We start from the raw sequence: 25,751 nt of genomic DNA on the forward strand, positions 1-25,751 counted from the left end.
ACTCGTCCACTGGAACCCCTTTCGTGTTGCTTTGAGCGGCTCACGAAGGGGGTTCCGCCTTTAGACCCCCGGAAATGTCAAACTTCGGCTGCCTCCCCGGCAGAGCCGGGGGATCTCCTAAGGTATTAGGGCACTACAGACATAGCCCCTCCCCGTTGTCGACAAGCACGGCGAGCATGTCGACATAGCCCCTCCACGTTGCCGACAAGCACGGCGAGCATGTCGACATAGCCCCTCCACGTTGCCGACAAGCACGGCGAGCATGTCGACATAGCCCCTCCCCGTTGCCGACAAGCACGGCGAGCATGTCGACATAGCCCCTCCCCGTTGCCGACAAGCACGGCGAGCATGTCGACATAGCCCCTCCACGTTGCCGACAAGCACGGCGAGCATGTCGACGAAGACCCCGGCCGTTGCCGACAAGCACGGCGAGCATGTCGACAGGTGGTGCCCTAATTAGGGCGGTCTTCGGTGGCAAATTAGGGCAGGCAGCCGGTGTAACACCCCCCTGAGGTGGGGCTCATCGGCTACTACAGCCTACGGCGACGCCCCCTGCGACAACGTGAGCCTGCCATCAACCCTTCCTCGGCCTACCTCTCCTCACCTCACGCGACATGGGCGCCTCGAACAGCTCCGCTGTTCGCACGCCGTACGTCGAGGCGATCCGCACGAGCGTTCGGATCGTGAGGTTCTGCATCCCTCGCTCGACCCGCTGAAGGTTCTTGAGCGGCATCTCTAGCCGCTCCGCTGCTTCTTCCTGCGTCCAGTTGCGCGCGCGCCGCAGCTCTGCGATCCGGCGCCCAACATCCTTCAAGACGCGCTCAGGATCCTCGGGGGCCTCAGGCTCTTCAAGGTTCGGATCGGCGTCACGTTCGGTCACGGGACGAACGTCGTCCCGCTTGCGCTCTCAGAAAAACCCTCATATATGGTTCCTTTATGTCATCGGGAGGAACCATGGGGCACCGGGTTCGCGTGTGGTCGGTTACGGTCGTGCTGGGAATGACGCTGGCGGGGTGCGAGGACAAGGCGGAGGCAGACTTCAAAAGGGGTCAGGAATTCGAACAGAAGGGGGAGATTGAAGCCGCTTCCAACGCATATGCGGATGCCACGAATCGCGATTCAGTGAGCTTCTCGGGGAGGGCTGCAAGGGACCGAATCGAGGCCCTTAAGCCGAAGATAGAAGAGCTTCGCGAGAAGCGAAAACAGGCCATTAAAGAGGCAGAGGCGAAAGCCGCCGCTTCGGCAGCGCCACCTGCGCCGCCAGCGCCGACGATACGATACGCGCGCTACTCCGAGATCGACGATATCTGTAGTTCGGAGCTCAAGCAGGGGTACAAGTTCTCGGGCTCTGGCTTGACGATCGGAGACGTCAAGAAGGCGTTCCCGTCCTGCATGCATTTGGCGGACGACAAGTTCTGCTGCGGCCGACTGCCCTGAGATTGATTGCTCATGGTCTCGACGGAGAGGCGAATCGGATCCTCTCACTCAGCACGGATGGAGGACAGCGTCCGGACGGTGGGCAGCGAGGTGATACGAATGAGGTACAGGACGCTTGGCACGCGCCTTCGAGCCGGTCTGGTGGGCCTAGATGGTTGCCGCAAGCCGCCCGACACCTGCCGCCTCCGATGAGGCGGTCATTTCCACTTCCTCCTCCTTCAAAACTAGCCCTTCCTCGACCTGCCACTTGCCTTCGTGGACTTCGGTGCCGAGACCGAAGTGCTATTTTCCTTTTTCGCAGTCGTCTCCGGAGGGTCACGGTGGGATTCGTCCTCGTCCACCTCGCTGCGAGCTGTGAGCGCTTCCGCAGCGCTCTGTCCTCCTTCCTCAATCGGCGGCAGACCGCGGACAATTCTCACGGTCTCCAGGCTGATGGTGATCACTTGGCCGATGAGACGGACGATGTACTCGGGATCATCGAGCCGGTTGGGGTCGCTCATGATGCCGCTGCGCTTGTCGGTGCTGATCTGATACTGGTCGATGACCCACTCCAGGGCCGAGCGGCCACCAAGCTTATACTCGAACACCTCAGCCGGAATGCCACCGAGCGTCAGGAAGTCATTGTAGATAATCTGGTCCCGCTGCTTGTTCAGCCGCATCTTCTCCACCCGCCAGTTCAATGTAACATCGGGGTTCTCGATGCGCTCCAGGGGGTATTCGTCCTGCTTCTCGTAGTCCACGTGAATCTCGGCAAGACGTCTGCCAGCCTTCGCGAAGGCCCAGAAGTCGGGCACATAGGGGATGCGCGGAAGCTCTCGTTTCAGGCTGGCTTCGTAGCGGGTGCGGTAGGTAGGGTGGTGCAGAATGGCGTAGACGTACCAGAAGATGTCCCACTTCGTGATCTCCTCGTCATACCACTCTCGAAACTGATTGAGCGCCACGTCGGGAATATTTTCACTCGCTGTGCCATGCTCGTCATAGACAAAAAACGGGCACAATTGAACCTTTTCGAACGCAAGATCCAACGACAGCGGCGACCTCGCAGCAAGGCACCCAAACCCCTTCCTATTTCCCACGCCAGGCACCGCAATCGCCCAGTTGTTGTGCTCGCTAGGAAAAAAAGCTCTGCCACCGCCTGGCCGATCCACCACACCTGGGGCGAGGTACAGAAACTTTCTTGTGAACGGACGATACATGGACTCGACAATCAAAGCCTGATCAAAGACCAGCCGCGTGCCTCGTTCTAAGCTTCTCTTCAGGCTCTCGCTCCACTTGACCCTGGTTGTATTCAAAAACGCATCCACGTTCCGGGGTCTTCCGTTCTCCTGATACCTCAGCATTTCAACATTATAATCCGCGACAAAATCAGCCACACGATGCGAGGCGCACTGACGATCGAAGTCATAAACAACAGAATCGCGGTTGGTAGAGACGCCCAAGGACCAGTTCTCGAAAATGCCGCTGCTACCCTCCTCCCCAGAGGTTTCGCGAAACATCGGTGTAAAGTCCGCAAAGTCACCTACTGCGCCATCTTGGAGCCAGCGGTGGCGTCGATCTGGCTGAATCTCAGTCCATTCTACGCCATGGATGGTACCCCACCCTTCGAGCGCATCGTACTTCTCCTGCTTCCTAGCTAGTTCAGGCGTTCGGGCGTAAAAGACTTTCGCGGTCCTCGCTGTGCCTCCAGTGGAACGGCGAACGAAGAAGTTGACGCTGACCCTAACCTGAACCCCAAAGACGTTGTGCGTTGTGCCGGAGATCTTTGAGTTGTTGCGAACGCGGCCCCCGAGGTCGAGAACGTAAACGGCGTCAAAGTCCTCGACGACACACTTGCGCAGACCATCAAGCGAATGGTCATCAATAAAGCTACCGTTGGTCACAAACGCCACGATGCCGTTGTCGCCAATCCTATCGGTAGCCCACCTTATCGCCTTAACATATGGATCGCGGAGTTTGTTCTTGAGCTTCGCCCGCGAAGCTTTGCCGTATGTGGCCGCTACGCGCGTATCAAGAACCGGATAATACCGATTCTTGTTATTGTCGTTTTCGTTGACCTGATTGGCGTTGTATGGCGGGTTCCCGCAGACAACAAAAATCGGAAGCTTTCGCTGGCGCTCCACACGAGCCGTATTCTGTTCGGTAAAGAGAGACGGATGCTTATCTTCAGCTAGTTCGAATGTATCGGCGAGGCAGAGCCCGTCAAAGGGCTTGTACTCGCCCATCATCTCCGCGTACTCATGCTCAATGTTCATTGCTGCTATGTAATACGGGAGCAGCATTACCTCGTTAGCGTGGAGTTCGTGCTCATATTTGTAGGCAAGCAGCGTCCTCGGGATCTGTCGCATAACATGCAACATGAAGTTGCCTGTACCGACAAACGGGTCAAGGACATGGACCCCCCTGCTGCCAAGGGACTTGCCAAACTCTCGCTTCAAGATTTCGTCCACGCTACGGACCATGAACTTGACGATCGGCTGCGGGGTATATACGATGCCATGAGTGTCGGCCACCTTGACGCTGAAGCCCTGAAAAAACTTTTCGTATACCGTGTTTAGAAAGTGCTGCTTCTCGGTAAAACTTTCGATGGTGCTCGCTGTAGTCTCGATTGCTCCGTAGAAACGATCAAGTCCCGCGAGGAACTTTTCGCGACTGATTGCGCGCGCCGTAAGCGCGTTGATGACCTTCTCTATTTCGGCAGCGATTGCGTTCCGATGGGCAAAGTCAGGGTTGTCGAAAACTTTGCGAAAGATGCGTTCAGTGAGCATGTGCTGAATGAGCATTTCCTCGACAGCTTGCTCAGAAAGGTTCGGGTTAATCGCACGGCGGCAAACGTCCACGAAACCCGTGAACGACTTCGCGAAGACTGAGTTGAGTGTACGCTCGCCGTGAATCCGCTTGAGAAGTGCATCCGCGAATTCAGGTACTTTGGTGCGGAACTCCTCGACCGCCTGCTCCCATTGATCGTATGCGGGGGGCCGGTAACGAAAGAACTCCTTGAGAGCTTCGACCAGCGCTGGAGCTTCTTTCAGATCCTTGATGGAGTTGTCGAGAACCTGCTTCCCGTTTTGAACAAGGATAATTCGATCGGGGGACTGGAACAGGATGTTATCAGTCGGATAGCCCAGCGCGATCTTCTTCTTGACCTCGACTTTGAGGTCGTCCTTCTCGTCCTTGGCCTCCCAGTAGCCATGCGTCAGGGTCCAGGGATCCACCAGCGCGCCATCGACTCGCAGAGAGGGACGCTTCGGACGCTTGATCTCGTACTCGCCGACTACCGTCCAGTTGAACTGCTTCGCGCACTTGCCAAGAAGGTTCTGGAAGGCGCCGCGTACTGCGCCTTCGTGCGTCTTGTGGAGGAACGAAAGCTGCTGAAGCTCGTTGTAATACTCGACGACTGTCTTGTGGTTCGGGGCGAGTTTGAGGAGCGGCATCGGTTGACGTTGTATCCCCAAAAGGGGGTGTTTTGGCAAGCGGCCTGGGGCATGAAGAACAGCCGTCCAAACTTGGAGATCTAGAAGTGCCCCTGCAAGAACAGCATGACAAAATACATTTGCAAGTAACAAACGAAGTGTTATGTGGTACAGTACACCGGCGATGCCTTCGTAGGTGAGGCCGCATCCGCACTAGGAGTGGATCATTAGGCTCATAGAACTCCTATGCCTATTTCTTAACCTGCATTTGCCTATTTGAGTGATGAGGGTACACGTCGAATCGTTCTGTAATGAGTCTATCAGCTAGCACTTCTCCGGGTAATCACTCGAAACCAATTAGGTTCTTGCTGAGATATCAATCAAGGATCTCAAGTAGATTCAAGGAATTGCGCCGATCGTGGCAGAGTCGTGCCAGCGACAGATGCATCGATAATCAGGGAGTGGCAGATCGGATCCAGCTCGGTTTGGCTCGGAAACCAGACCCCGGGAAGGGCATGCGCGTCCCTCGCAACGGTGTTGGTGTGTCCTGGACGGATAGTCTGAACACGAGCGCCTCTCCACGAGGACGTCCGTTCATGCTACATGGCCCGGATGGGATCCGGGAGCCGAATTTTTATCAGTTCCACCTGCTACGATCTACTTGACCTGCGGGCAGAGGTCGAACTGCACCTACGGGGCATGGGCCTCACGCCGATCTTGTCCGATCGTCCTGCGTCAGAGTTCGAGACGGCAGGGTACAAGGACTCCATCGAGACATGCCTCGCCAACGTGCGCACATCGGATGCCTTCATCTGCATCCTCTCGCAGCGGTACGGCCCTTCGCTTGGTGCCGCCGGTTTCAAGGACGTATCAGCAACGCACCTGGAATACGAGGAGGCTAAGGCGAGAGGGCTGCCCATCTATATGTATGTGCGAGACCGCCTGCTGGGCGAGTATTCGGTATGGAAGAAGAACGGTGGCCCTTCCGGCTCGGCGACGGTTAAGTTCGCTTGGGTTCCTAGAGATAACGAAAGAATCTTCAACTTCGTGCACGAGCACCAGGCCCTTGTAAGCGGTTCACCGGACAGCAACTGGTTATGGGCCTTCAAGGACTCTTGTGAATTGAAGGAACGCGTCTCCATTGACTTTCGCGCGCGATCCGCCCCGGCAATGCTGCGCCGCCTCATCGAGGAAGGGCGCATCCCCATCCTTAAAATAAGCTCTAGAAGCTCGGTACGGCAGGCGGGGGCCCACGTACTCAGCCTCCTTATCAAATGCGTAGGCCAGCATGCAGCATTTGCGCCTCAAATCAGCGGGCACAATGGAACTCAGGTCGGATCCCTACAGGATATTACCCCTGAAAATCCCAGCGCCGCCAATGTGGCGATCCCGATTCAAACCTCGGGCCCCAGTAGGGTAGAAGTAAAGCTGGAGTACGAAACGGCCCTCGGTCATGCAATCGAGGGTAGTGGGCAAATTTGACCAACCGCCCCCGTCGTCGGTCTCCGGAGTTCCTTCAAACTTGACCAGTCGGCGTTGGCGCGGCGAAGCCTAGCCGGAGCCTGGTGCCGGGGGTCGTGGTTGGTGCCACAGATCACCAAGACCATGAACCCCCGACCATCCAGCGATCTACCTAACCTTCATGGGGCGGAGCTACCTCTGGAGCTTGCGCGCTCGCGCACCTCATGGCTGCGAGGGCGACCAAGGCCGAGCTGCCCACGTCGAGGCGCACTGCGGAGCAGGACCGCTCTCGTGCTGCTACCCACCTCGCTTGATGCTCGACGCCTATTTGAGCGCATCGAGGGCGCCCACGTCGATGATCTTTGCGCTTTGGAAGCTGCTATTCGCGTCCACGGGTTGGAGTCACGAATCACTTGCAGTATAAAACGCCCTTGACGGCACACTCGCCGCCGTTATTGTCGTGCTCCTCGCAGTGCGCGGTAAGCGACGTGGCTCCACTGGGGCCCCGGACGACATCGTCGCGGCTAACAACCGTCGTATCACCGACGATGCACTTGCCGTCGCTGGTGTTGTCTGAAAGCTGAACCACGTCGACTATTCCGGCGGGTGTCGATTCCAGATCATCGGCTGTTACGTCGGTCGTTTCGAGATTGCAGGCGGCCTTCGCACCAATAATCTTCGTGCCGCTCGGACAGGTAGCGCTCGTGTTGCACCCCGCGTTGCTACCGCTTTTACTGCAACCGAATGGGACCATCGTCATAGTGCAGTCACCGACGTCCGACAGAACCCCGTCGATGCACTTCTTCACGACACAAACCTCGCTTCCGGATTGCGTCTCTGTGACGGTAGCCGTTTGATCATCAAGAATGAAGTCTTTGGCAAACCCCGTGGGGAGATAGCACCCCGCCTTCCGAACGATTCGAGCTGTGACGCTCTGGTTGTGCTCCACGTAGTTGGGCGAATTGATGGTCGAGTGTTTTACAAAGATGGCCATTGCTACGTCGGCATTGAGCATCTGGTTCTGCATGATCGCATTGTAGCGAGCGTAGTCCCAGTTATACTTGCTGCTGCCAAAGTCGTAGCCGTCGTCCTCGTCGCAATGTGGCGAATCGCCATCGCGAGAGGCAACCATAATCGAAGGGTGATAGTCGGAGCCGAAGAAGTTGTTGATGAACTGATTATGGTGAGGGCCGCTCCACCGAACAGTGCCTCCTTCGCCGCAGTTGCGATAGAGGTGGATTCCGCCATACTCTGGGTGCGGGAACTGGTTGTTCACGATCAGGTTGCCACTGGACCCATCTACCGCAATTATTTCGCGACCCGTGTTCAGTGTGAACTCATTGTTGCGAATGATGTTATTGGCTGATTCAGTATCCAGGTAAATACCAGCCCCGGTCGAGTTGCCGCTAATCGTCGAGTTAAGCAACTGGACTCGGGTTACTCCAGGTGATAGGTAAAGCGGGACTCCGCCGCCGCCGTGGATGGTCACGTTGTTCAGCACGACGTTGTATGGCGCAGCGTCTCGGGCACGCGCGGGGTGTCCGGGAGCCGCGCTATCGATCGAGGACTGGCGTACATATTCGGCTTCCCCGTTTACGCCGAGACCATAAATGCGAACCGTTCCATGCACAGAGCAGTCCTTGATGGTGATCTGCTCCGGACGCTGGCGCTCATAGTAGCCGTTGGCTTTCTTGACAACCGAGCCGTCCGAAACGGTGAGCTTCGAGCGTATTTCGATCATTCTGGTGCCGTGCGTATCTGGCAGGCCATTTTTGCCCCCGTGGCCGATCAATGACCCATTGCAATCAACCGTCACTCCATCGGCTGCGTCGCCATAGAACCGAAGCGGTCGATATATGGTAGAGCCGGCTGGCAGCGTAAAGCTGCACTTTACGTCGTAAACATCGTCTGTGACCTTCAGGAGTTCAGCCAATTGAGCGGCGGTGCAGGCGACGCTGCCCTGTAATTCCTGCGATGCAATTGCTATCGATTCGTCGGCTGGGTCGCTCGTGCCTGTGCAGCCGTGCAACCCCAAAGAGAAAGCGGTAGCTGCTGTAAGAACTGTAATGTTGTGGAACTTTTGGGGAACGACGCTCATTGTTTGCCTCCTGCGGCGTTTGTTGACAATACGCGCAGCACAGCAGCCCCCTAACATGGACGGCGCTTCAAGCGCAAGCGGTTTCATGGTACGACCTCGCCCATCGTAAGTCCTCGCCCATCCCCGTCGCGACGCCGGCGGCGTGCTCCTTCGACGCTGGTGCCCTCAGGAACGTTCACCGTGATCATGACGGCGAGAAACTATTTATCCATCCGTCAGTTGATGGATATCAATCATGAGGGGCACCCGGCGTCACACACATGGGACAACGCCGCAATATTGTTATTTTTGCTAGAGAATTTTGATCGGGACAATGGTTCGCCAATGGATGATGCTCCAGGAATCAAACCAAAACCGATCTCGGAAGAATTTGGCGAATGTTATCGGGAGCATCTTCACATCAACCCAGGCAGCCGAGAGAGCCTCTACTACCGATTTGGCGAGGCGTTGGCTTATTGGAACGTGGTCAAGACGATCCGCTACCTCCAGTCGTTTCGGCATTGTGATGAGGGCATCCCGAATTCGGACAAAGCAATCTCTTCCCTGTCGGACCGATGGGGGCCGGAGGGTGCCGATGCTGGATCCTTTCCTGGTACCGATGAAACACCCTACACTCGTGATCGTACGCTTCCCGCACGGTAGGCTTGTAAGCAAATGTGAAGAGCTTGGGAGCCTTTCGACCAAGCTCTGCATCGAGCTGTCGCAATCGATCGTGTAGCAGTCCTCGAATGTCGTGATCCGAGCGCCCTACCCAGAATTGAGCGGCGCCACGGGCAGGGCGAGGCGCCAGCACATAGACACCGATAAGATCAGGAAGCACTACATTGTCAATGGATTCGGCTGTAAAAGGATACCAAGCCATGTTCAACTGCTCCCATTTGTTACTGCACCAGAGTCTGGCGCGGGATCCATCCTTAACCCGATGACGCCAATTGCAGACCTACCACCATTGATTCGTCCCTCTACCGTTGCCTGTTTGCGCATATCTCACGGCATCGACGCCAGAAACAGTTTCGTCGGCGGTCTGCCTTATGACCACCGTCATGGCACCGGCTCTCCAGGCTAAGCTGTCATCTCAGCGGATCTGACGATAGCGGTACCCGCGTTTCTTCACATAGGCATCGAGGTAGCCACCGTGCGAAGAGGCGTTCATAAAATCGCGATATACGAAAGGTGCGACCCCGAAGTACTGGTAGATCGAGCCATCAAGGAATTCAACCTCAAGGATCCTCGATGCATCGTCATAGCCCGCAGATGCAATATTTGACGAACTGACACGTATGCGCTGCATTGGGTTCACCACTCTGCCCTTCTGCCCAGCGACTTCAACGATCCACGATCCGCCCAGCCCTTCGCACCGGTTAGCCTACCCAGCGAGCAGCACACGTGTCAAGGCCCACGTTTTGGCGCTTCCGACCGACCCGACGTGTCTGCTGCCTGGGAAACGTCTCTCCCCAAGGCCCTCCTCATCCCCCGGAGGCCGTGCAACCCGGGCGGCGAGGTCGTACGCGTGCTGCTCGCCATCGAGGCTCCGCCACGCCGCCTCAAAGCCCTTCCTGAGCCTCCCTTATCAAAAGAAGCTCAAACGGATCAGTAGTTATGGTTGTGGGATCCACCGCACGCAGCCACTCAAGTACATCATCCAGCTCCGCTCCACTACGTACACCACCACTACGCAGCTTCATGGCGAGCTGCAATGGAATACCGTATTCATCCAGCGCAATAAGGCACCCATCATGGAACAAGTTTTCAACCTGCCTAACATACGACTCAAAATCACCGACACTGTGGCCCAAACCCGCAAACACCTCCCTTTGTATGCGATCAAGGGCCCTGACAGCTTTCGGGAATAGAAACATAGCATAGTTTCGAACAAATTTGAGTACAGTATTAACCGCACCCTCCGCACTCTTGGTGTGCTTGATTTGCGCAACTATCAACTCATGCAGCGGCTTCCTCTTCTCAAGTTTCTTGAGCAGGGAAGCCTCTCCCTTTGGTGCCACAGCGCTCCTCTGTCGCCCACCAAGCGGATAATCGCGAAGAAGCGTGCATAGAGACAAGAGCTGGTCGAAGGTCGGAACGCCAGTCCAGGACAGGTACCAATGGTGCTTGCCCCAATTATCTCGGAGCTCCTTGGCAAGCATCAATTGCAAGTCTGGATCGATCCCTGCGTTATTTCTGAGCGTATCGAGGCTGAGTATGTCTTGCCCCTGATAATCAAGCAGTCGCTCGCGCGACCGTTCCGATAGGTCGCCCTCATCCAACTGGAGCAAGAGACTGGTGGAAGCGCTATCGCGTTGACTCAATACAGGGACATCAACAACCGGCAATTCCCGGATAGGCTCAGCATGAAACAGAAACACTCTGCCAACAAAATGCTGAAACATGCGGCCTGACCTGCCGCGAATATTGTTAAACGTGAAGAAGTCCAACTTCTGGTTTCCTACATAATCGTCACATACAATAATGTTCTTTGCCTTGGTGTTTACGCCTTCAATCAACGTTGAGGTACACACAAGAAAACGAAGCAGGCCATCGTTGAAGCGCCGCACCACATATTGTGCAAGCGCGCGGGGGATCTGTCCGTGATGCAGCCCTATGCCATTTTTCAAGGCTTCCACAAAGGACCACTCGGGATGAAATGCAGCGCCCACCCAACCAGCGGCAACATCGGTTTCTAGTGCTACCGAACCAACATTCTTTGAAAGAAGGACAGCGACGTCGGCCGCCCGCCCCGGAGCCCGGCAGTAGACAATCGTAGGCTCGTCCAGCGTTTTGACTAGCCGAAGCAGTCGTTCATCATCCGTTTCGCCGGGCGGAACCACGACAACATCGGTCACAACTGTGCTGTATTCAGTACGAACGAATTCACAATCAACCTTTTCGGCCGACTCAGGCGTAAGCGAATGAATGTTCGGTCCTAAGAGGTAGAACTGGGCTCCGGTCTGATGCAGCAAATAGAAAGCTTGATTTAGGATGTTGCTGCGAGCGTCCTCCTCTTCCGTCTCAAGACTTGGACTGAGCTTGTAGAATTCATCGATCACAAAGAAGTCAACGTCAACGCCAGGCACGACGTCGACGACACGCTCCTGTGTTAGTACATATATATTCTGGTCGGAAGGCCTCTGACCTCCGTGCGTTATTACCTTGTAATTTGAACGAAACCGCATCAACCTACGACGCGTCTCGTCGACCAATGCGAGCGTGGGCAAGACCACCACGATATTGTGATACCGGTTGCTTGCTACAATGGCATCTATGATTAGGCTTTTGCCGAAGCTGGTGGGAGCACTCAATATGACGCTCTTGCCGCTCAACAATGCATAGTACACTGCCGCCTGCTCACGATGGAAGACAAGCGCCTCCGGCAGCGCCAATTGAGTGGAAAGTGCTGGACGATGGACCTCGACTGCAATTCTATCAGCAACGGAAAGCGCCTCTATGTCGTTTATGTAGGGGAACAAGCCAAAGCGCCTCACCAGATCATTGATGGGTGCGACGAATTTCTCAAGGCTGCTTCGATGCTCCAGGAGTCGGAGCAATAACTTCTGCGACTCTGGACCGTATGCGTCGGCCGCTGCAAATGTTGCCACTGCCCTGAGCGCCCGCAGCGGGTCACTGGCCAGGGCATCGCGATTAGATACAAGGGCACGCAGTTCGGCGTAGGTCATATTGTCTGCCAAGCCTTGAGCTGCCGATCGAATGCGTCAATTAGCTCAGATTTTTGATGGACCGGCAGCAGGAATAGCTCAATATGAAGCTCTCTTGGAAGTTGCCTGGAAGCGAATGATGCATGGTGCTTCCGAATCTCTGTCTCAAAATCTGCCTTATAGGCGGCGCTAATCGCATCATGCGCCTGCACGGCCGCGCTATCATACGTCAGCAAGACCGGCACTCGAACACGCTCGAACACTGCGTCCAATGACGTCTGAGGATCAAGCAGTAGTTGTAGCTTTTCAGCTTGCGGCCATGTCGGGTCGATCTTGTTTATAATCGCCACAAACTCGGTGCGTAAGAAGTTGGTCGTCGAATGGGTTAGAAGTTCGGCAACTACGTCCCTTATAGCGTCGCCGATGTCACTGTACAGCTTGACTTCGCCTAGCCAAAGCTCAAGATCACCTCCTCCTGCATCAATCACGTGGACCGCATCAAAGCCCTTGACGGTGTCGTTTGGACTATCCTTGTAGTAAATTTTGCTAACTGCAGGGATGGTGTTCTTGATTTCGCGCAGGATTGCGTGCAGCAACAGTTCGCCGAGTTCACCGCGCCGCTCAAATTTTTTCGATGTGTAGATCGCCCTCGCAGCTTTTCGAACCAGAGCTACGGCATTACTAACACCGATCGCCTGAATCTCACGGTGCGTCAACGCGAATTCAGGAATCCATTCAACGACATGTTCAACAAGCTGGTTGGCCCGCCATTGACCACGCTCATAGCCTACGCAAATCCCATGGAGGGGCGGTAGCGTTGACCCATCATGAACGCGCACTTGTATGAGGCGATCAACCATCTGGTGCTGACCTGGCCCGTGACCCGCTGGGATCACTGAGCGCCTAATGATGTGTCCTAGACAGCGAAGAGGCAAGAGGCAGCAAGCGCACAGAGGGCAACTGCTCACATGAGCATGCGGTTTTGTAAGACGATTCACGCAAGCGAACCCGCCTCCTTCGGCCTCGTCGCGTGGCTCTCCATCGACATCTTCCCCGACGAGGACGCCCCCAACCCCGCCCGCACCGGCCACGGGCGCCCTCCCCCCACCACCGAGACATAGGACAACCAATGTCCTATGTCCTGAATAAAATCCTTCAGTTTCTAGAAGTTCTCGCTACCGTGGAAGCCACAAACGAAACGCCCCGCCTCCGGCTGGTACCCGGGGACGGGGCTGCGGAACGCCGGATGGTTTGACCCAGCCAACGCACGTCGCACTGCGCAACATGGGCCCGCCGCCGGAGAAGGGCAAGGCTTTCTGTGGCCAACGTGCTCTCTCATGAGAAGCGCCTTCGTGTGCTTGCTGCGCTCTTGGATGGCAACTCGGTACGGGCGGTGTCCCGGCTAACGGGCGTCCATCAGGACACGATCTCGCGGTTCGCCCTCGCGGCGGGAACCGGCGCCGGCTACCTCCACAACCGACTCGCTCGCGGCTTGTCCTGCACGCTCATCGAGACGGACGAGCTGTGGACCTACTGCGGCGTCAAGGAAGCGCGCAAGGCCGCCGAGCACCCCGTGGGGTTCGGCGACGTGTGGGTGTGGGTCGCCGTCTGCGGCGTCTCCCGCATGGTGATCTCCTGGCACGCAGGGCGGCGCGATCAAGCGAGCGCGGACGCCTTCATGAGCGACGTCCGCGCCCGGCTGACCGTCATGCCGCAGATCACGAGCGACGGCTACGCCGCGTACGGGCCCGCGATCGGCAAGGCGTTCGGCTTCGGCGTCGACCATGGGCAGGTCGTGAAGTCGTGGCAGAAGGGCGGGCAGAAGTCGCCCGACCACAAGTACGAGCCGCCCCGCGATCCGAAGCTCACGAAGCGCACCGTCTTCGGGGCGCCGAACCTCGCGACCTCGACCACCGCGCACGTCGAGCGGAACAACCTGACGATCCGCCACATGAACGGGCGGCTGCGTCGCCTCTGCCTCGCGTTCTCGAAACGCCCGGAGAATCATGCGGCGGCGCTCGCGTTGTCCTACTGCTGGTTCAACCTCGGGCGCGTGCAGAAGGACATGAAGGTGACGCCCGCGATGGCGGCAGACATTACCGATCACGTGTGGGAACTGGACGAGTTCCTGACGGCCATCATGACGGCAGAGCGGTGCGGGCCGCCCGTGCAGCAGGATCTTGCCCCAAGGACACCGGAGACGACGCACCGCGAACTCCCCGGTGGGCGCGGGTTCCTTCGCATCGTGGAAGGAGGGACGGGCAAGGGGGCGCCACCGGCGCCTACGCCCGAGGGGCCTGCTCCCGCGCACGGCGCGCAGGTTTCCGCGCCTGGGGCATCGCCGGTTGCGGCTCCGGATGAGAACGAGCAGCTTGACCTCTTCTCATGGCGTCCCAAGGGGCCCCCCAAAGGTCGTAAGCCCCCGCCTATCGACCTCTTCTGAGCCTCTGCGGGGCCCTTCTCGCTCTCATCGACACGGCTGTCTCGACGAAGATCGTCGCCGCCAAGAGCCTTGGAGGGGCGGGGGCGGCTCCGTAGATCGGGAGAATGGTCGACGACCAGGAGCCTGTGCCGGCCCAATTGACTCCCTCACGGGGTATGCGCACTAGCAGAATTATTTCTGCGATAGCTTGAGAAACTTCTTCGGGATGTAAACCTCGTGGTATCGATCCCACCAAAGCACGTGGAACACGCTTCCGATCCGAAAGCCATACAGGCGTCCCAGCTTGTGAATGTACAACTGATAAAGATTTGATTGATCGTCGAGGCTTAACTCCTTCAAACGATCCTGCGATGCCTTCTCCCATTCCGAGGCATCATTCCACGCATGATTATGTTCGGAGAAATCGCCAACCGTGCCCCACGTCACGTTTTCGTAGGCCGTGAGGCGGTTGACGACGGCTATGAGTGTATCGAGCGTTGTGTCCTCTTCGGTGCTCCACTGACGCGGATGCTCCAGATCTAATTTCCCAAACCGCCATGATAGCTTCTGGGTCTTCCACGCAGTTGTAGATCCAGGATCCGGAACGTCGCGCTCTCGAATCGGAGGCGGACGAAAGAACATGAACTCCCGGAGGAAATTATCCGCCTTCTCCAACTCTTCGCGGATGATTGATTCCAATGATCCGTCATCAAGTGACGATTCCAGATCTAGAATCTTCTTGTGCAATTCTTGGAGTTGCTCATGGGTCGCCTTGGCCCTCGCTTCCTCCTCGTGCCGACTTGCCGCGGTGCGTGCAAGTGCGGAAAGCCTACCGACAACCTTTCGATACTCGTCGTGAAGACTCATGAGCGCCGTTGATGTGCGAGGGCTGTATAGAACTCTTGCATGACAGTAGGGTCGATAATTTGATTGCCGCGCTCTAGTGGCTCCAAGCCTGCGCGGGCTTCGATCCAGGGCTGCTCCTCATGTGTCAGATCGCTCAACTGTCCCGCTGAGTATTTGCCGTATCGGTTTATGACCTTATCGATCGTCTTCTTGTCTGCGTCTGACAGCTTTGATGTGTCTCCTGAAAAATCTTCCGCATTCACGACAAACCTACCCCGGTGCCTCTCATATAGGGATCGCACGACAGGGCCATCTGCCCATGCCTCTATAGGGTCGTCGAAGAGGAGTTGCTCCTCGCGAACTAGATTCCATGCTTGACAATAGTAGACGAGCTTCTGAAGCTTCATGGCAGTCATCGAGCCATGCTTCTCCAGAATATAGGTTGCTACGTCAGCAGCGGCGACCGCCGTTTTGTTTTTATGAGATTTTGACATTCGTAGACTCACGTATTGAGGAGAATGCTGCTCGAAGTGGTGTCAGTCACGCAGAATGCTCTCTAACGATATAGCTCTTTACACCGACGAGCATCACCCACATCCCTAAATATATCAAACAAGTAGCAGAGGGTAGCCACATGCAAGCGATTGGTGGGACATGTGCCTACACTGGCTCCAGGGAGATCGCTTGCCTTCTCCTGGCCACCTTAACCTCCTCCCCCTTCGTTTGATCAAGGCTGGGAGAAGGTTGTAGAAGATTGATCTCCACATCCACCAAACCGAAGTATCCGCCCCGGTGCGCGCGCGTTCATACGAGACCGGCTTACAGATGTGGGGCGCCGTGAGAAAGCGGCGTAGACGGGTGGGCCCTGGACGGGAGAGCAGGACGGGCGCCCCGGAGAGAGACCCCATCGGGCGTTCAGCGCTTGCGCTGCGTCCGGTTGGGGCGTGGAGCCTGCTTCGGAGTGAAGGTCGCTCCGAGCTTCCGAAGGGCGGCGCGGAGCTTCTTCTCGTGGGCGTGGAACGTCGCCCGCGGTTGTCCAGCAGCACGAGCCGCATCGGCGCCGATGAGCCCGCGCGCGGCCAGCTCCACGACGTGCGCGACGTTCGGGTTCGACGCCACGACTCGCGCGAGCAGATCCCGCGCTTCAATGGCCGGCAGCGGTTCCATTGTTGCAAGGATCGGGACATCCCGAAGCGAAGACGCTGGGACCTCGTGCAGTGTCGAGGCTCGCCGCGAGAGGTTCTTGGCGTGGAACCACGCCGTCTGCCGCGCGAAGCCACAGAGCGCAGCCTCGGGCGGGGTTCTCTCCCCGCCACGCACGCGCCCCTCATTCAGGGCTTCCCATGTCGTGATCACCGTCTCCTGCACGATGTCCGGTACATGCGCAGACACCACGCCGATCGTGCGAACATAGCGGACGAGCATCGGGCGAAGCTGCTCGATGTCGTCCGCATCCGCTTCGACGATCGGCGCGCCCCCACCGGGGGAGGCGCGCTGCCGGATCACGTGCTGTCCCCTTGGACAAGGATTTCCACTTCAATGCCGAGCGCGTGCGCGACGCCCGTAGCGAAATGCAGCGTGCAGTGGATTTCCCCACGAAGGAAGGCCTGCACGTACTTCGGGGCGTAGCCGATCGCTTCGGAAGCCTCTTTCGCCGAGCGTCCGGCAACGAAGGGCGCAAGCGCTTTCCGCACGCGATCCGCCTGCTCGATCGTAAGGATCGCGGGAAGGCTCTCGGGAGCCTTGTCGTGGTCCGGGCCCTGGTCGTGCTCGTTCATGAAGCACCCCCTTTCCGGCGCGAGCCCTTCGGGGCCCTCGGAGCCTTCGGGGGCGTCACGAGGGAGAGCGCGGGCGCCTTCCTTGGCGGAGCTTTCCCCGCGAGCGCATCATCGAGCGAGAGACCGACGGCGCGCGCGATGCTCCGCGCGAGCGCCATGTTGCCGGGCTCGGACCCGTCGCAGAATGCGAGAATGAACGAACGGCGGAAACCGAGCTTGTGCGCCACCAGGATCCACGAGCCCAGCTCGCGATGGAGATGGCGAAGCAGCGCGCGCAGGTTCGACCGCTGGATCTCGATAAGGTCGGTCCCACGAAGGGGGCGATCTCGGAAACGGGAAGACGTCATCACGACGCGCCTCCCTTCCGCCCGCAAAGAGCGCACGCGCCCGCCACGTGGGGACGCCCGGTGAGGACCTGTTCGACGGGGATACCGCCCGCGCGCGCGAGCAGGACGGCGACGCCGTAGGAGCTTTCGTGGCGGATCTTCTGGAGGGTGTGACGACCGACGCCCATCACGGCGGCGAGCACGTCCCGCCCGCCGTAGGCGCGGGCGATGTTGCGTTCGGCGGCCCGCATGTGGGCGCGCTCTTCGGGCGTGGGGAAGAGGTAGGGACTTTTCCGGCCCTTGGGCGGACGAGTCCCTTGGCCCTCGGGACGAGGGTGGACTAGACGAAGCATGGGTTGCGACTCCGGCTGAAACGGGGTTGCGGCCAAGTCGCCTCGTGGGGTTCACAGGTCCCACGGGGCGGCGCCTTTTGGAGGTAGGCCAAGGGGCGCTCTCGCGCCCCCGGCCCAGCCCTTCAGGCGAGGCCGTAGTACATCAGCGCAAGAGCCAAACTGCCCTAGTTCGCCAAATTAGGGCGACTTAGGGCACCACCTGTCGACAACCACCCCAGCCGTTGCCGACGAGCACGGCGAGCATGTCGACAATCACCCCAGTCGTTGCCGACGAGCCCGGCGAGCATGTCGACAACCACCCCAGCCGTTGCCGACAAGCACGGCGAGCATGTCGACAACCACCCCAGCCGTTGCCGACGAGCCCGGCGAGCATGTCGACAACCACCCCAGCCGTTGCCGACGAGCCCGGACGCGCGCTTCAGCGCCCCCGCGCGCCGTCCTTGCCCGCCGCCGCGAGGTGCTCCTTGGCCTCGACGAGCGCCGCGATCGCGAGCTCACGCTGGCCAGCCGCCGCGAGCGCCCAGCCCTGCTCCCGCAGGATCGAGCCGAGAAGAGCGCGCGCGGAAGACTCCTTGCCCGTCACCGCATCCCGCGCCGCCCGCACCGCGAGGTCCGTTCGGCCCGCCCGCGCGAGGGCCAGCGCAAAGGCCGAATGCCCGCCCGGCGGCGCCGCCGAAGGCCCCGAGAGGAGGACCTCGCAAAGGCGAACGCCCGCGGCGCGCGCGAGCGGCTCCGTGCTGCCCAGCGCGGCGCGCGCGGCGGTCCACACGGGCGGGGCGACACCCACGCCCCCGCTCGTGACGAGGTCGGTCGCCTCGGTGAGCGCCTCCGCGGCTTCCCGCGGCCGGCCCTTGCCGAGCGCCACGTAGGCCGCGAGCCCGAGCGACGCGAGGCGCAGCGACGGCGAGGATGGTTCGGTCGAGGCCGAAGGGGACGGGCCGTAGTCGCCCTGTCCGCCGCCCGTGAGCGTGGCGCGGGCCCGACAAACCAGAGGGAAGATCTCGGGCGCGAGCTCGCCCGCCCGCGTGATCGCCTCGGCCTGCGCCTCCCCGCGCGACGCCGCGATCGCCTGCGCCGCCGCGAGCCGCGCGAGGGCGTTTTCCCGCGCCGCATCGTCGGGCACGTGGCGGAGCGTGGCCGCCACACGATCGGCCTCCAGCGGCGTGAGCGCATCCCCGAGCGCGTCGGCATGCTCGGCGGCGAGGCGGATCGCGAGCCGGCCGAGCGATGTCGTCGGATCACGGCCGAGCTCTTCGAGAAGCGACAGGCCCGAGGCCCGCACGAAGCGGCTCGGCGAGCGCAGCCTGCCGAGCGCGATCACGAGCTTGTGATCGGGCGGCGCGCCCGCCGGATCGGCCGACGCGGCGTCCGCGACCGCGAGCGCAGCCGTGGTCCGATCGCCGAGCAGCCGCTCGACGCGGCGCGCGCGGGATGCCACCGCCACGTCCGCCGCGCCCTTTTCCGCGTCGGCCCGCGCGGCCGCTTTGCCAAACGCCACGAAGGCCCCGTCCCCGTCGCCCGTGAGCTCCAGCATGCGGCCGAGCAGGTAGAGCGCACGCGCCGACTCCTCGCGCTCGACCTCGGCCCCCGCGAGTGTGAGCGCCGCGCTTTTCCGCCCGAACCGCGCAAGCTGCCGGCAGAGCTCGAGGATGGCCGGCAGGTGCGGGCCGCTGCCCGAGAGCGTGCTCCAGTACGCCGCGATGTCCTCGATCTCCCGCTCCTCGCCGAGGCGCACCGCGCACCGGAGGGCGCCGAGCGCGGCGCGCGCGGCGAACGAGGGTTCGGCCGTGCGCACGAGCAGACGCTTGTACGCCGGCAGCGCGACGAAGGGCCCGACGGCCGTTTCGAGCTTCTGCGCCGCGCCGAGGCCGATGTCGTCGACGAACTTCACGCGCCCGCGGCCCTTTTGCTCACGCGCCTCCCCGCTCGGTGACGAGGCCGAGCGAAGGCAGCCGTTCGAGCGCGTTGTCGATGCGCGACGTCTCCGCGTTGATCGCCTCGAGCTTGCGCCGGAGCGCCCCCGCGTCGTTCGTGTCCGACGTGAGGTTCTTGAGCGGCTCGAGGACCTTCTCGTGGATCTGCGCGATCAGTTTGTTCCGCTCGGCGATCTGCAGCGATCCCACGTCGGAGGAGGACGGGACGAAGTCGACGAGCTTCCGCTCGACGCTCTGCGCGTAGTAGCGCTCGTTCCGCAGCCTGCGATCGAGGTAGGCCGGATCGTCGAGGCGCATCTGCGCGAACTCCTCCTGCATCGCGGTCTCGTCGAGAGCCTGCACCTCGTTGAAGACGCGGCGCCAGGCCACGGCATCTGAAGCCTCGTAGGCCGCCATCGCGCGGGCCTCGATGTCCGCGAGGCGCTTCTCCCAGGCCGTGCGATCCATGCCGTAGAGGTTGCCCGAGGCGCGGTAGACGCGGCGGCGCAGCTCGTTGAGCTCGGCCTCGAAGCGGGCCATGGGCGGCGAGAGCGTCTCGTTCGGGTCGCCGCGGTACCAGTCGACGAGCAGGCGCAGTTTTTCGCAGAGCGCCTGCAGTTTGTCCGGGTCCGTGGCGACGACCTCGCGGATGCCGGCGACGAGCATGTCCGCCTCGGCCCGGTAGCTCATCGCACTCGAACCCCAGAGCGACTTGCTCGTCGACTCGGCCTCTTCGAGCAGCGACTCCACGGCGCCCGCGGGATCAAAACGCGGCGCGGCGGGCGGCTCGACCTGCGCCCAGAGCTCCTGCCCCGCCACGACCGCGCGCGCTTCCATGCGCATGGCGTCGTCGCAACGGAGCGTGAGATCCACGGGCGTGCCGACGGAGAGCTCGCGCGGGACCTGGAGCAGGAGGGTCTTGATCGGCATGCGGTTCTGCAGGAGCCGGAGCACCACGGCGCCGCTCTGATCCGCGGTGAAGAAGCGGCTCTTCACCTCCGCGGGCAGGCCCGCGCCGCGCGCGATGAGCACGCGCCGCTCGCGCCGGCCCGCGCGCACGACCTCGATGGAGAGGTCTTTGGCCACGACCGAGGGCCGCGAGAGCGCGCTCGCACGGGGCCGGACGTCGCCGCGGTAGAGCGCGAACGGGAGCTCCGCGAGCACCTCGCGCTCGACCGAGCGCAGGGCCACGCGCGACGCATGCTCGGGCTCTTCGCCGAGCGGGACGTCGAGCCGCACCACGGCGCCCGCCGCGTCGGGCAAGGACGCCTTTGCGATCTCCTCGGCGCCGCTCATCCCACGGAACACGACGATCTCCGCCGCGCCTTCCGGCGCCTGCTCGACGCGCACGCCGAGCCGGATCTTCGAGCCCTGGCTGACGAGCGGCGTCGTGAACGCGACCGTGATCTTCCGATCCGGCTCGCCGATCCTGAGGCCCCCGAGCTGCGCCGCGTGGATGGCCGCGCCGAGCGCGACGCACGTGTCCACCTCGTCCTGCAAAGGTTTTTCCGAGCGGCTCTTCTTGCAGATCGCCTCGGTCACGCGGCGCACGACCATCGGCACGCGGGTCGATCCGCCGACGAGGACGACGTGATCGATCTGCCCGAGATCCACCGACGAGGTCTCGGCACTCCGCGCGAGCGCCCGCTCGCAGCAGGCGATCGTGGTCTCGACGAGATCGCCGACCGCCTGCTCGTACTCGGCGCGCCCGATGTCGCCCTCGAACGAGACGCTCTCGCCGTTCTTGTCCTGCATGAAGTCCTGCTTGGCGACGCTCACGACCTCGGAGGTCGAGAGCGACTCCTTGATCTCCTGCGCGAGGTGGACAAGGCGGCCGAAGCGCTGGCGATCCGCCTCGTCGCCGCGGACGTCGAGGTCGAGGGCGTAGCCACGCGCGACCAGGATCCCGCGGAGCTTCTCGGCGAAGCGTCGATCGAAGTCGTCGCCGCCGAGGTAGTTGTCGCCGTCGATCGCGAGCACCTGGTACTCGCCGCCGAGGCAACGCAGGATCGAGACGTCGAAGGTGCCGCCGCCGAGGTCGTAGACGAGGAAGTTTCCATCGCCGAGGCGGCTCTTCCAGGTGTGGTAGATGGCCGCGGCCGTAGGCTCCTGCAGGATGCCGATGACCTCGAGCCCCGCCATCTCGCCGGCCTTGCGGGTGGCCTCGACCTGCGGCGCGTCGAAGTACGCGGGCACCGTGATCACGGCCCGATCGACGCGCACCTCGATGCCCTCGGCGGCCTGCTTGCCGAGGTGCTCGCTCATGCGCGCGCGGAGCTCGGCGAGGATCTTGGCGCTGATCTCCTCGGGCGTGAGCGCATGCGGGCCGACCTCGACCTTCGCGTTTTGCCCCATCTTGCGCTTGATGGACTCGATCGGCGGGGGCGTCTTGCCGCGGCGCTGGCGCGCGGCGTGGCCGACGAGGAACGCCTCGCCTTTGGGATCCCAGGCGACCGCCGAGGGGACGGTGCGCCGCCCGAAGCGGTCGGCGAAGATGTGCAGATCGCGCTCGGACGGGTCGAGCATGGCGATCTCCGAGTTGGTCGTGCCGAGATCGATTCCAACAGGACGGTCGACGAACATGGTCTATCGCTTCCTCTCGGGGGACGTGGGGGCGAAGGGAGGATCGGCGCTCGGGGCGCCTGTGGCGAGCACGGGATCCTCGTCGAGCGAGAGCACGGTCCGCGGGCCCCTGTCGGCCCCACGGGAAAGGAACGGCGCGAGCGCGAGGGCCACCGAAGGCCGCGGCGCGAGCTCGGCGAGCCCGACAGGTTCCGCCGCAGGGGATTTTCGAGCCCTCGGCGGCGCATGCTCCGGGCCCGTACGATCGAGCGCGGGGTGGCGCGGGCGGGCGCCGATGGCAGCGCGCAGGCGGCGCAGCGGGTGCAGGGTGAGCTCTTCCCAGGCGGCGCGGATGTCTGCGCGCTCGGCCTCGCCCGCGTCCTCGGCAAGCTCGCGGAGGCGCTCCGTGATGGCGCGCGGGCCCTCCCTCGGATCGAGGTCGAACCGCTCGAAGGGGTTTGGGGCGCAGCTCGGCTCGTCCGAGCGTAGCCCCAAGCGTTGAAAGGGATTTTCCGTTCCGTTGGTCATGAAGAGATCCCGAGGAGTTTCCTGGCCTCGCCGAGGCGTCTTCGCGCCTCCGGGAGGCGCGTGGCCGCGGGGTAGAGCTGCTCGGCGCGTTCGATGAGGCCCGCGGCCCGGTCGTGATCCTGGCGGCTCGGCGCGCGCGCGCCGGGCAGGAGCCGGAGCGCCTGATCGCAGAGCGTGTTCGCCTTCATGAGCCGCGCGTTGCGGTGGGTCGGGCAGATCGTGATGGCCCGATCGAGGAGCTCCAGCGTCTCGCGCTCGGTGCGGACGACGTCCGAGCGGAAGACGAGCATCTGGGCCGCACGGGCGGCGTAGGCGAGCTTCGACGGGTCGTTCTCGATGCGGCGCGCGAGCGCGTCGACGAGGGGCTCGACCGGGGCGATGAGGCTGCGGAGATCGTCCCAGCGGCTCGCGCGGTAATGGGCCCAGGCAAGCGGCGTGGCCTGCTCGATCGCAGCGTGCTCGACGCTCTCGTCCGCGCCGGACCAGCGCCAGACGGCGACGAACCTCCCAAGCAGCGCCGCGCCCTCCGCAGCGCTCGGCTCGCCCTTCGTGGTCGCCTCGGCAAACGCCGCGAGCACCGGCGCGAGCGCCTCCTCGACGGCGACCGCCACGAGCGACGTGGCCCGCCGCGCCGCCCGCTCCGCGAGGGCCTCGGGGGCACGCGCGATCCGCGCAGCTTCAGGCACGCGGCCGAGCGCGGCGAGCGCCCTTTGCGCGTCGGCCGTGAGCTCCCGCGCGCCAAGACGCGCCCGCTCGCCGAGATCCTCGATGCACCAGAGGGGCGCATCGACGAGGGCACGATCGAGGTCCTGCCGCGCAAGCGCGCTGCCAGTCACGGCCTCGCCGAGGTCGCGGAGGTAGGTCTCCTGGCGGCCGAGGGCGAGCCAGGCAGTGATCGATCGGACGAACGCGTCGGTGGAGCTTCCCGCACGGTCGGCGAGGGACGCGTGGTGGAGGGCGAGGTGGTGGAGGAGCTCCGGAGGCGGGTCGATCTGCCGCGCAGGCTCGAGGTGCTCGCGGAGGGCATCGAGCTTGCCAGTGCGCGCGGCCTCGATGGCGTCGTTTCCCCCGGGGAGGCGCCGGAGGGCAGCGCAGAGGCCAGCGCCACGGGCGGGGGGGCGGGCGTCGGTTCCGGCCTGCTCACGGAAGAGGCGCTCGAAGACGATCTCGTCCGTGAGCCGCGCGAGCAGCGCCTCGTCCTCGTCTCGCCACACGGGAGGCATCATCCGCGGGAGGGGCTCGTGCGGTCAAGACGGGCGGAAGCGGCGTCTCGCTGGGGCGTTGCCCCAGACCCCACCAGGGGTTGTCCACCCCTGGACCCGGACCAGCGCAAGCGCTGGACTCGGGGTCGATGAACTGCGCGATGCGCAGTTCATCGAACAGGCCGAGGCAAGACCGGCGAGCGACGCTGCCCATCAAGACGGCTTCAACCGGCAACGCCGTTCCTGGTCTTGCCACCGGCCTTGTTGGAAGAACTGCGCATCGCGCAGTTCTTCCACGAATGGTCCAGGGCTTGCCCTGGTTCGGGTCGAGGGGCGAACAGCCCCCGCGGGGTCCGGGGCAGCGCCCCGGTCAGCGAGCGCCTGTGAAGATCGCGGTGCACTCCGGAACGCGCGCCCATGCGCGCTCGCGGATCTGGGCCACGAGTGCTGGACCGAAGAATTCGCCGCAAATGTTCGCTGCGCTCTCGACGTCGGGGAACACGTAGTCTGTGCGCACCCAGCGGCGCGAAAGCCCGTGCGCGTGCTCCAGGTGCGCGAAGTACTCGTCCATGCCCGGATGGACGCGCGGCGTCTCGTGGCCGGTGCCAAGCGTCTCGATGACCATGAGCGCACCGCCGGGACGCAGTACACGGTGCATCTCCGACAGCGCCGCGTCCACTTCCTCGCGCCAGCCCTCCGGCATCCAGTGACGAAAATGCCCGAACACCCATCCGGCCATTGCGACATCGACGCTCGCGTCGGGCAACGGCAACGAGCGCGCATCCGCGTGGTGGATGGTGAACGGCACGCCGGCCTGCGACAGATGCCGGCGCGCGATCTCCAACATGGGCGCCGCGCGATCGACCAGGTGCAAGTGCGACGCGCGCGCGCCGACGATGCGCGAGAGCCGCCCGGTACCCGCGCCGACGTCGAGCGCCACGGCCCCCTCCGGCAGCCATTCGCGCACCATGCGTGCGAGCGCCTCGTCCGCATCCTCCGCGTTGATCAGCGCGTCGTACGCGTCCGCCTTCTCTTGGTACATGCGCGCCTGTGCATCGCTCACTTGGTCGCTCATCGGCGCGACCTTATCGCACTCGCTCGCGACGTGACAGCGACTCGACGGGAACCCGTTTCGATCAGCCGGGCGGAAGCAAAGCGAACAAGGCTCGCGCGCCGACCTTCTTGTCGACGACGAGCACGCTCCGGACCATCTTCGTGCTGCCGAGGAGCGCTTGGCCCAGCGCTTCACCTGGAATGTCGAGACGGCATGCGAGGAGGCGCTGCGGGTAACGGGAGAGGAGCGCGTCGCAATCTCGATAGAATCGCTCGCTGCCGTCGTTCGCCAGGAAGAGGATCCGCGACACACGGGCGTTCTGCGGGCTGCCGGGGGTCTTCTCGTTCAGCGCGTCGAGGCCCTTCTGCTCGCTGGCCAGCTTCTCGCCGATGAGCTCGAGACCCTGGTAGGCATGCCCAGCGGCGAGCGCGCTGCGGAGCTCGGCGGCCAGCGTGTCGGTCATCGGGAGCGTCGCGACCTTTTGGCGACCTCGCTCCCATAACGGAGCCGCGTGCGTCTCGAGGAGGCGTACGACCGCGTCGTGACGAGGATCGGCGACGACGTCCTTCGGCAACTTGAGGGTGGACATTGCGGGGAGGTCTAGCAGAACCCCGGTTCCCCAAGAAGGGCTCGCGTTGAACGCCCGCGGAGCCCCCGGCGTGGCCCCGAACTTCAGGGACCGGCGCACTCGACGCGGCCACTGCTCCAGCA

The 25,751-nt window shown here is 62.0% G+C and carries 22 protein-coding genes; 4 read left to right on the forward strand and 18 right to left on the reverse strand.

Features of this window, described 5'->3' with window-relative positions:
- Nucleotides 1-574 precede the first annotated feature (574 nt).
- The gene (locus tag KEG38_RS52410) at nucleotides 575-880 is read right to left on the reverse strand and encodes a helix-turn-helix domain-containing protein (RefSeq protein WP_272428496.1); all 306 of its coding nucleotides are present in this window, start codon (nucleotides 878-880) and stop codon (nucleotides 575-577) included.
- A gap of 110 nt (nucleotides 881-990) precedes the next feature.
- Between KEG38_RS52410 and KEG38_RS52415 the strand changes: the two genes are divergently transcribed.
- Nucleotides 991-1,437, forward strand: a complete 447-nt coding sequence (locus KEG38_RS52415) for a hypothetical protein (RefSeq protein ID WP_272428498.1) — start codon at nucleotides 991-993, stop codon at nucleotides 1,435-1,437.
- Between the two features lie 224 nt (nucleotides 1,438-1,661).
- Here the strand turns inward: KEG38_RS52415 and KEG38_RS52420 are convergent, their stop codons facing one another.
- Nucleotides 1,662-4,868 carry a type ISP restriction/modification enzyme gene (locus KEG38_RS52420; RefSeq protein WP_272428499.1) on the reverse strand — a complete coding sequence of 1,069 codons (3,207 nt, stop codon included), beginning with the start codon at nucleotides 4,866-4,868 and terminating at the stop codon, nucleotides 1,662-1,664.
- A gap of 591 nt (nucleotides 4,869-5,459) precedes the next feature.
- Here KEG38_RS52420 and KEG38_RS52425 point away from each other — a divergent pair.
- Complete coding sequence (locus KEG38_RS52425) at nucleotides 5,460-6,329, forward strand: DUF4062 domain-containing protein (protein ID WP_272428501.1); 870 nt, start codon at nucleotides 5,460-5,462, stop codon at nucleotides 6,327-6,329.
- Between the two features lie 388 nt (nucleotides 6,330-6,717).
- On the opposite strand, the gene KEG38_RS52430 is transcribed toward KEG38_RS52425, so the two are convergent.
- Nucleotides 6,718-8,493, reverse strand: a complete 1,776-nt coding sequence (locus tag KEG38_RS52430; protein ID WP_272428503.1) for a right-handed parallel beta-helix repeat-containing protein — start codon at nucleotides 8,491-8,493, stop codon at nucleotides 6,718-6,720.
- Between the two features lie 93 nt (nucleotides 8,494-8,586).
- Here KEG38_RS52430 and KEG38_RS52435 point away from each other — a divergent pair, with 93 nt between their 5' ends.
- The gene (locus KEG38_RS52435; protein ID WP_272428505.1) at nucleotides 8,587-9,048 is read left to right on the forward strand and encodes a hypothetical protein; all 462 of its coding nucleotides are present in this window, start codon (nucleotides 8,587-8,589) and stop codon (nucleotides 9,046-9,048) included.
- Nucleotides 9,049-9,481: 433 nt separating this feature from the next.
- Here KEG38_RS52435 and KEG38_RS52440 read toward each other — a convergent pair whose 3' ends face one another.
- The 3 genes from KEG38_RS52440 to KEG38_RS52450 form a co-directional block, all read right to left on the reverse strand.
- A complete protein-coding gene (locus KEG38_RS52440) occupies nucleotides 9,482-9,697 on the reverse strand; it encodes a KTSC domain-containing protein (protein ID WP_272428529.1) in 216 nt (71 codons plus the stop codon).
- 253 nt (nucleotides 9,698-9,950) lie between these two features.
- On the reverse strand, nucleotides 9,951-12,077 hold the full coding sequence (locus KEG38_RS52445; RefSeq protein ID WP_272428506.1) for a DEAD/DEAH box helicase: 2,127 nt from the start codon (nucleotides 12,075-12,077) through the stop codon (nucleotides 9,951-9,953).
- Nucleotides 12,074-12,916 (reverse strand): HamA C-terminal domain-containing protein, encoded by an 843-nt coding sequence (locus KEG38_RS52450; protein WP_272428507.1) that lies wholly within the window; start codon nucleotides 12,914-12,916, stop codon nucleotides 12,074-12,076. The genes KEG38_RS52445 and KEG38_RS52450 overlap by 4 nt, the downstream gene beginning before the upstream one ends.
- 458 nt (nucleotides 12,917-13,374) lie before the next feature.
- Here KEG38_RS52450 and KEG38_RS52455 point away from each other — a divergent pair, with 458 nt between their 5' ends.
- Nucleotides 13,375-14,499, forward strand: coding sequence for an IS1 family transposase (locus tag KEG38_RS52455; protein WP_443689974.1), 1,125 nt, complete (start codon nucleotides 13,375-13,377; stop codon nucleotides 14,497-14,499).
- A gap of 171 nt (nucleotides 14,500-14,670) precedes the next feature.
- Here the strand turns inward: KEG38_RS52455 and KEG38_RS52460 are convergent, their stop codons facing one another.
- The 12 genes from KEG38_RS52460 to KEG38_RS52515 all read right to left on the reverse strand — a co-directional run bounded on the left by KEG38_RS52460 (nucleotide 14,671) and on the right by KEG38_RS52515 (nucleotide 25,629).
- Entirely contained in the window at nucleotides 14,671-15,345 is a 675-nt protein-coding gene (locus tag KEG38_RS52460; RefSeq protein ID WP_272428510.1) for a hypothetical protein, read from the reverse strand.
- A complete protein-coding gene (locus tag KEG38_RS52465) occupies nucleotides 15,342-15,818 on the reverse strand; it encodes a Panacea domain-containing protein (protein WP_272428512.1) in 477 nt (158 codons plus the stop codon). The genes KEG38_RS52460 and KEG38_RS52465 overlap by 4 nt, the downstream gene beginning before the upstream one ends.
- Before the next feature lie 421 nt (nucleotides 15,819-16,239).
- The gene (locus KEG38_RS52470; protein WP_272428513.1) at nucleotides 16,240-16,830 is read right to left on the reverse strand and encodes a sigma-70 RNA polymerase sigma factor region 4 domain-containing protein; all 591 of its coding nucleotides are present in this window, start codon (nucleotides 16,828-16,830) and stop codon (nucleotides 16,240-16,242) included.
- The gene (locus KEG38_RS52475) at nucleotides 16,827-17,102 is read right to left on the reverse strand and encodes a helix-turn-helix domain-containing protein (protein WP_272428514.1); all 276 of its coding nucleotides are present in this window, start codon (nucleotides 17,100-17,102) and stop codon (nucleotides 16,827-16,829) included. Before KEG38_RS52475 ends, KEG38_RS52470 begins: the two co-directional genes overlap by 4 nt.
- Entirely contained in the window at nucleotides 17,099-17,452 is a 354-nt protein-coding gene (locus tag KEG38_RS52480) for a hypothetical protein (protein WP_272428516.1), read from the reverse strand. The genes KEG38_RS52475 and KEG38_RS52480 overlap by 4 nt, the downstream gene beginning before the upstream one ends.
- A complete protein-coding gene (locus KEG38_RS52485; protein ID WP_272428517.1) occupies nucleotides 17,449-17,679 on the reverse strand; it encodes a hypothetical protein in 231 nt (76 codons plus the stop codon). Before KEG38_RS52485 ends, KEG38_RS52480 begins: the two co-directional genes overlap by 4 nt.
- 520 nt (nucleotides 17,680-18,199) lie before the next feature.
- Nucleotides 18,200-19,672 (reverse strand): ATP-binding protein, encoded by a 1,473-nt coding sequence (locus tag KEG38_RS52490; protein ID WP_272428519.1) that lies wholly within the window; start codon nucleotides 19,670-19,672, stop codon nucleotides 18,200-18,202.
- Between the two features lie 19 nt (nucleotides 19,673-19,691).
- Entirely contained in the window at nucleotides 19,692-22,277 is a 2,586-nt protein-coding gene (locus KEG38_RS52495) for an Hsp70 family protein (protein WP_272428521.1), read from the reverse strand.
- Nucleotides 22,278-22,280: 3 nt separating this feature from the next.
- The gene (locus KEG38_RS52500; protein WP_272428522.1) at nucleotides 22,281-22,784 is read right to left on the reverse strand and encodes a hypothetical protein; all 504 of its coding nucleotides are present in this window, start codon (nucleotides 22,782-22,784) and stop codon (nucleotides 22,281-22,283) included.
- Complete coding sequence (locus KEG38_RS52505; protein WP_272428523.1) at nucleotides 22,781-23,998, reverse strand: hypothetical protein; 1,218 nt, start codon at nucleotides 23,996-23,998, stop codon at nucleotides 22,781-22,783. The genes KEG38_RS52500 and KEG38_RS52505 overlap by 4 nt, the downstream gene beginning before the upstream one ends.
- Before the next feature lie 358 nt (nucleotides 23,999-24,356).
- Nucleotides 24,357-25,061 (reverse strand): class I SAM-dependent methyltransferase, encoded by a 705-nt coding sequence (locus tag KEG38_RS52510; protein ID WP_272428525.1) that lies wholly within the window; start codon nucleotides 25,059-25,061, stop codon nucleotides 24,357-24,359.
- Between the two features lie 61 nt (nucleotides 25,062-25,122).
- On the reverse strand, nucleotides 25,123-25,629 hold the full coding sequence (locus KEG38_RS52515) for a hypothetical protein (RefSeq protein ID WP_272428527.1): 507 nt from the start codon (nucleotides 25,627-25,629) through the stop codon (nucleotides 25,123-25,125).
- Nucleotides 25,630-25,751: the final 122 nt, after the last annotated feature.

It is taken from the genome of Polyangium jinanense, assembly GCF_028435265.1.
Lineage (GTDB): Bacteria > Myxococcota_A > Polyangia > Polyangiales > Polyangiaceae > Polyangium > Polyangium jinanense.

Excerpts from the sequence above, each read along its gene's own strand:
- KEG38_RS52420 (WP_272428499.1), bottom strand. The coding sequence starts at position 4,868 with ATGCCGCTCCTCAAACTCGCCCCGAACCACAAGACAGTCGTCGAGTAT.
- KEG38_RS52425 (WP_272428501.1), top strand. The coding sequence starts at position 5,460 with ATGGGATCCGGGAGCCGAATTTTTATCAGTTCCACCTGCTACGATCTA.
- KEG38_RS52430 (WP_272428503.1), bottom strand. The coding sequence starts at position 8,493 with ATGAAACCGCTTGCGCTTGAAGCGCCGTCCATGTTAGGGGGCTGCTGT.
- KEG38_RS52440 (WP_272428529.1), bottom strand. The coding sequence starts at position 9,697 with ATGCAGCGCATACGTGTCAGTTCGTCAAATATTGCATCTGCGGGCTAT.
- KEG38_RS52445 (WP_272428506.1), bottom strand. The coding sequence starts at position 12,077 with ATGACCTACGCCGAACTGCGTGCCCTTGTATCTAATCGCGATGCCCTG.
- KEG38_RS52450 (WP_272428507.1), bottom strand. The coding sequence starts at position 12,916 with ATGGTTGATCGCCTCATACAAGTGCGCGTTCATGATGGGTCAACGCTA.
- KEG38_RS52460 (WP_272428510.1), bottom strand. The coding sequence starts at position 15,345 with ATGAGTCTTCACGACGAGTATCGAAAGGTTGTCGGTAGGCTTTCCGCA.
- KEG38_RS52465 (WP_272428512.1), bottom strand. The coding sequence starts at position 15,818 with ATGTCAAAATCTCATAAAAACAAAACGGCGGTCGCCGCTGCTGACGTA.
- KEG38_RS52475 (WP_272428514.1), bottom strand. The coding sequence starts at position 17,102 with ATGAACGAGCACGACCAGGGCCCGGACCACGACAAGGCTCCCGAGAGC.
- KEG38_RS52485 (WP_272428517.1), bottom strand. The coding sequence starts at position 17,679 with ATGCGGGCCGCCGAACGCAACATCGCCCGCGCCTACGGCGGGCGGGAC.
- KEG38_RS52495 (WP_272428521.1), bottom strand. The coding sequence starts at position 22,277 with ATGTTCGTCGACCGTCCTGTTGGAATCGATCTCGGCACGACCAACTCG.
- KEG38_RS52500 (WP_272428522.1), bottom strand. The coding sequence starts at position 22,784 with ATGACCAACGGAACGGAAAATCCCTTTCAACGCTTGGGGCTACGCTCG.
- KEG38_RS52510 (WP_272428525.1), bottom strand. The coding sequence starts at position 25,061 with ATGAGCGACCAAGTGAGCGATGCACAGGCGCGCATGTACCAAGAGAAG.
- KEG38_RS52515 (WP_272428527.1), bottom strand. The coding sequence starts at position 25,629 with ATGTCCACCCTCAAGTTGCCGAAGGACGTCGTCGCCGATCCTCGTCAC.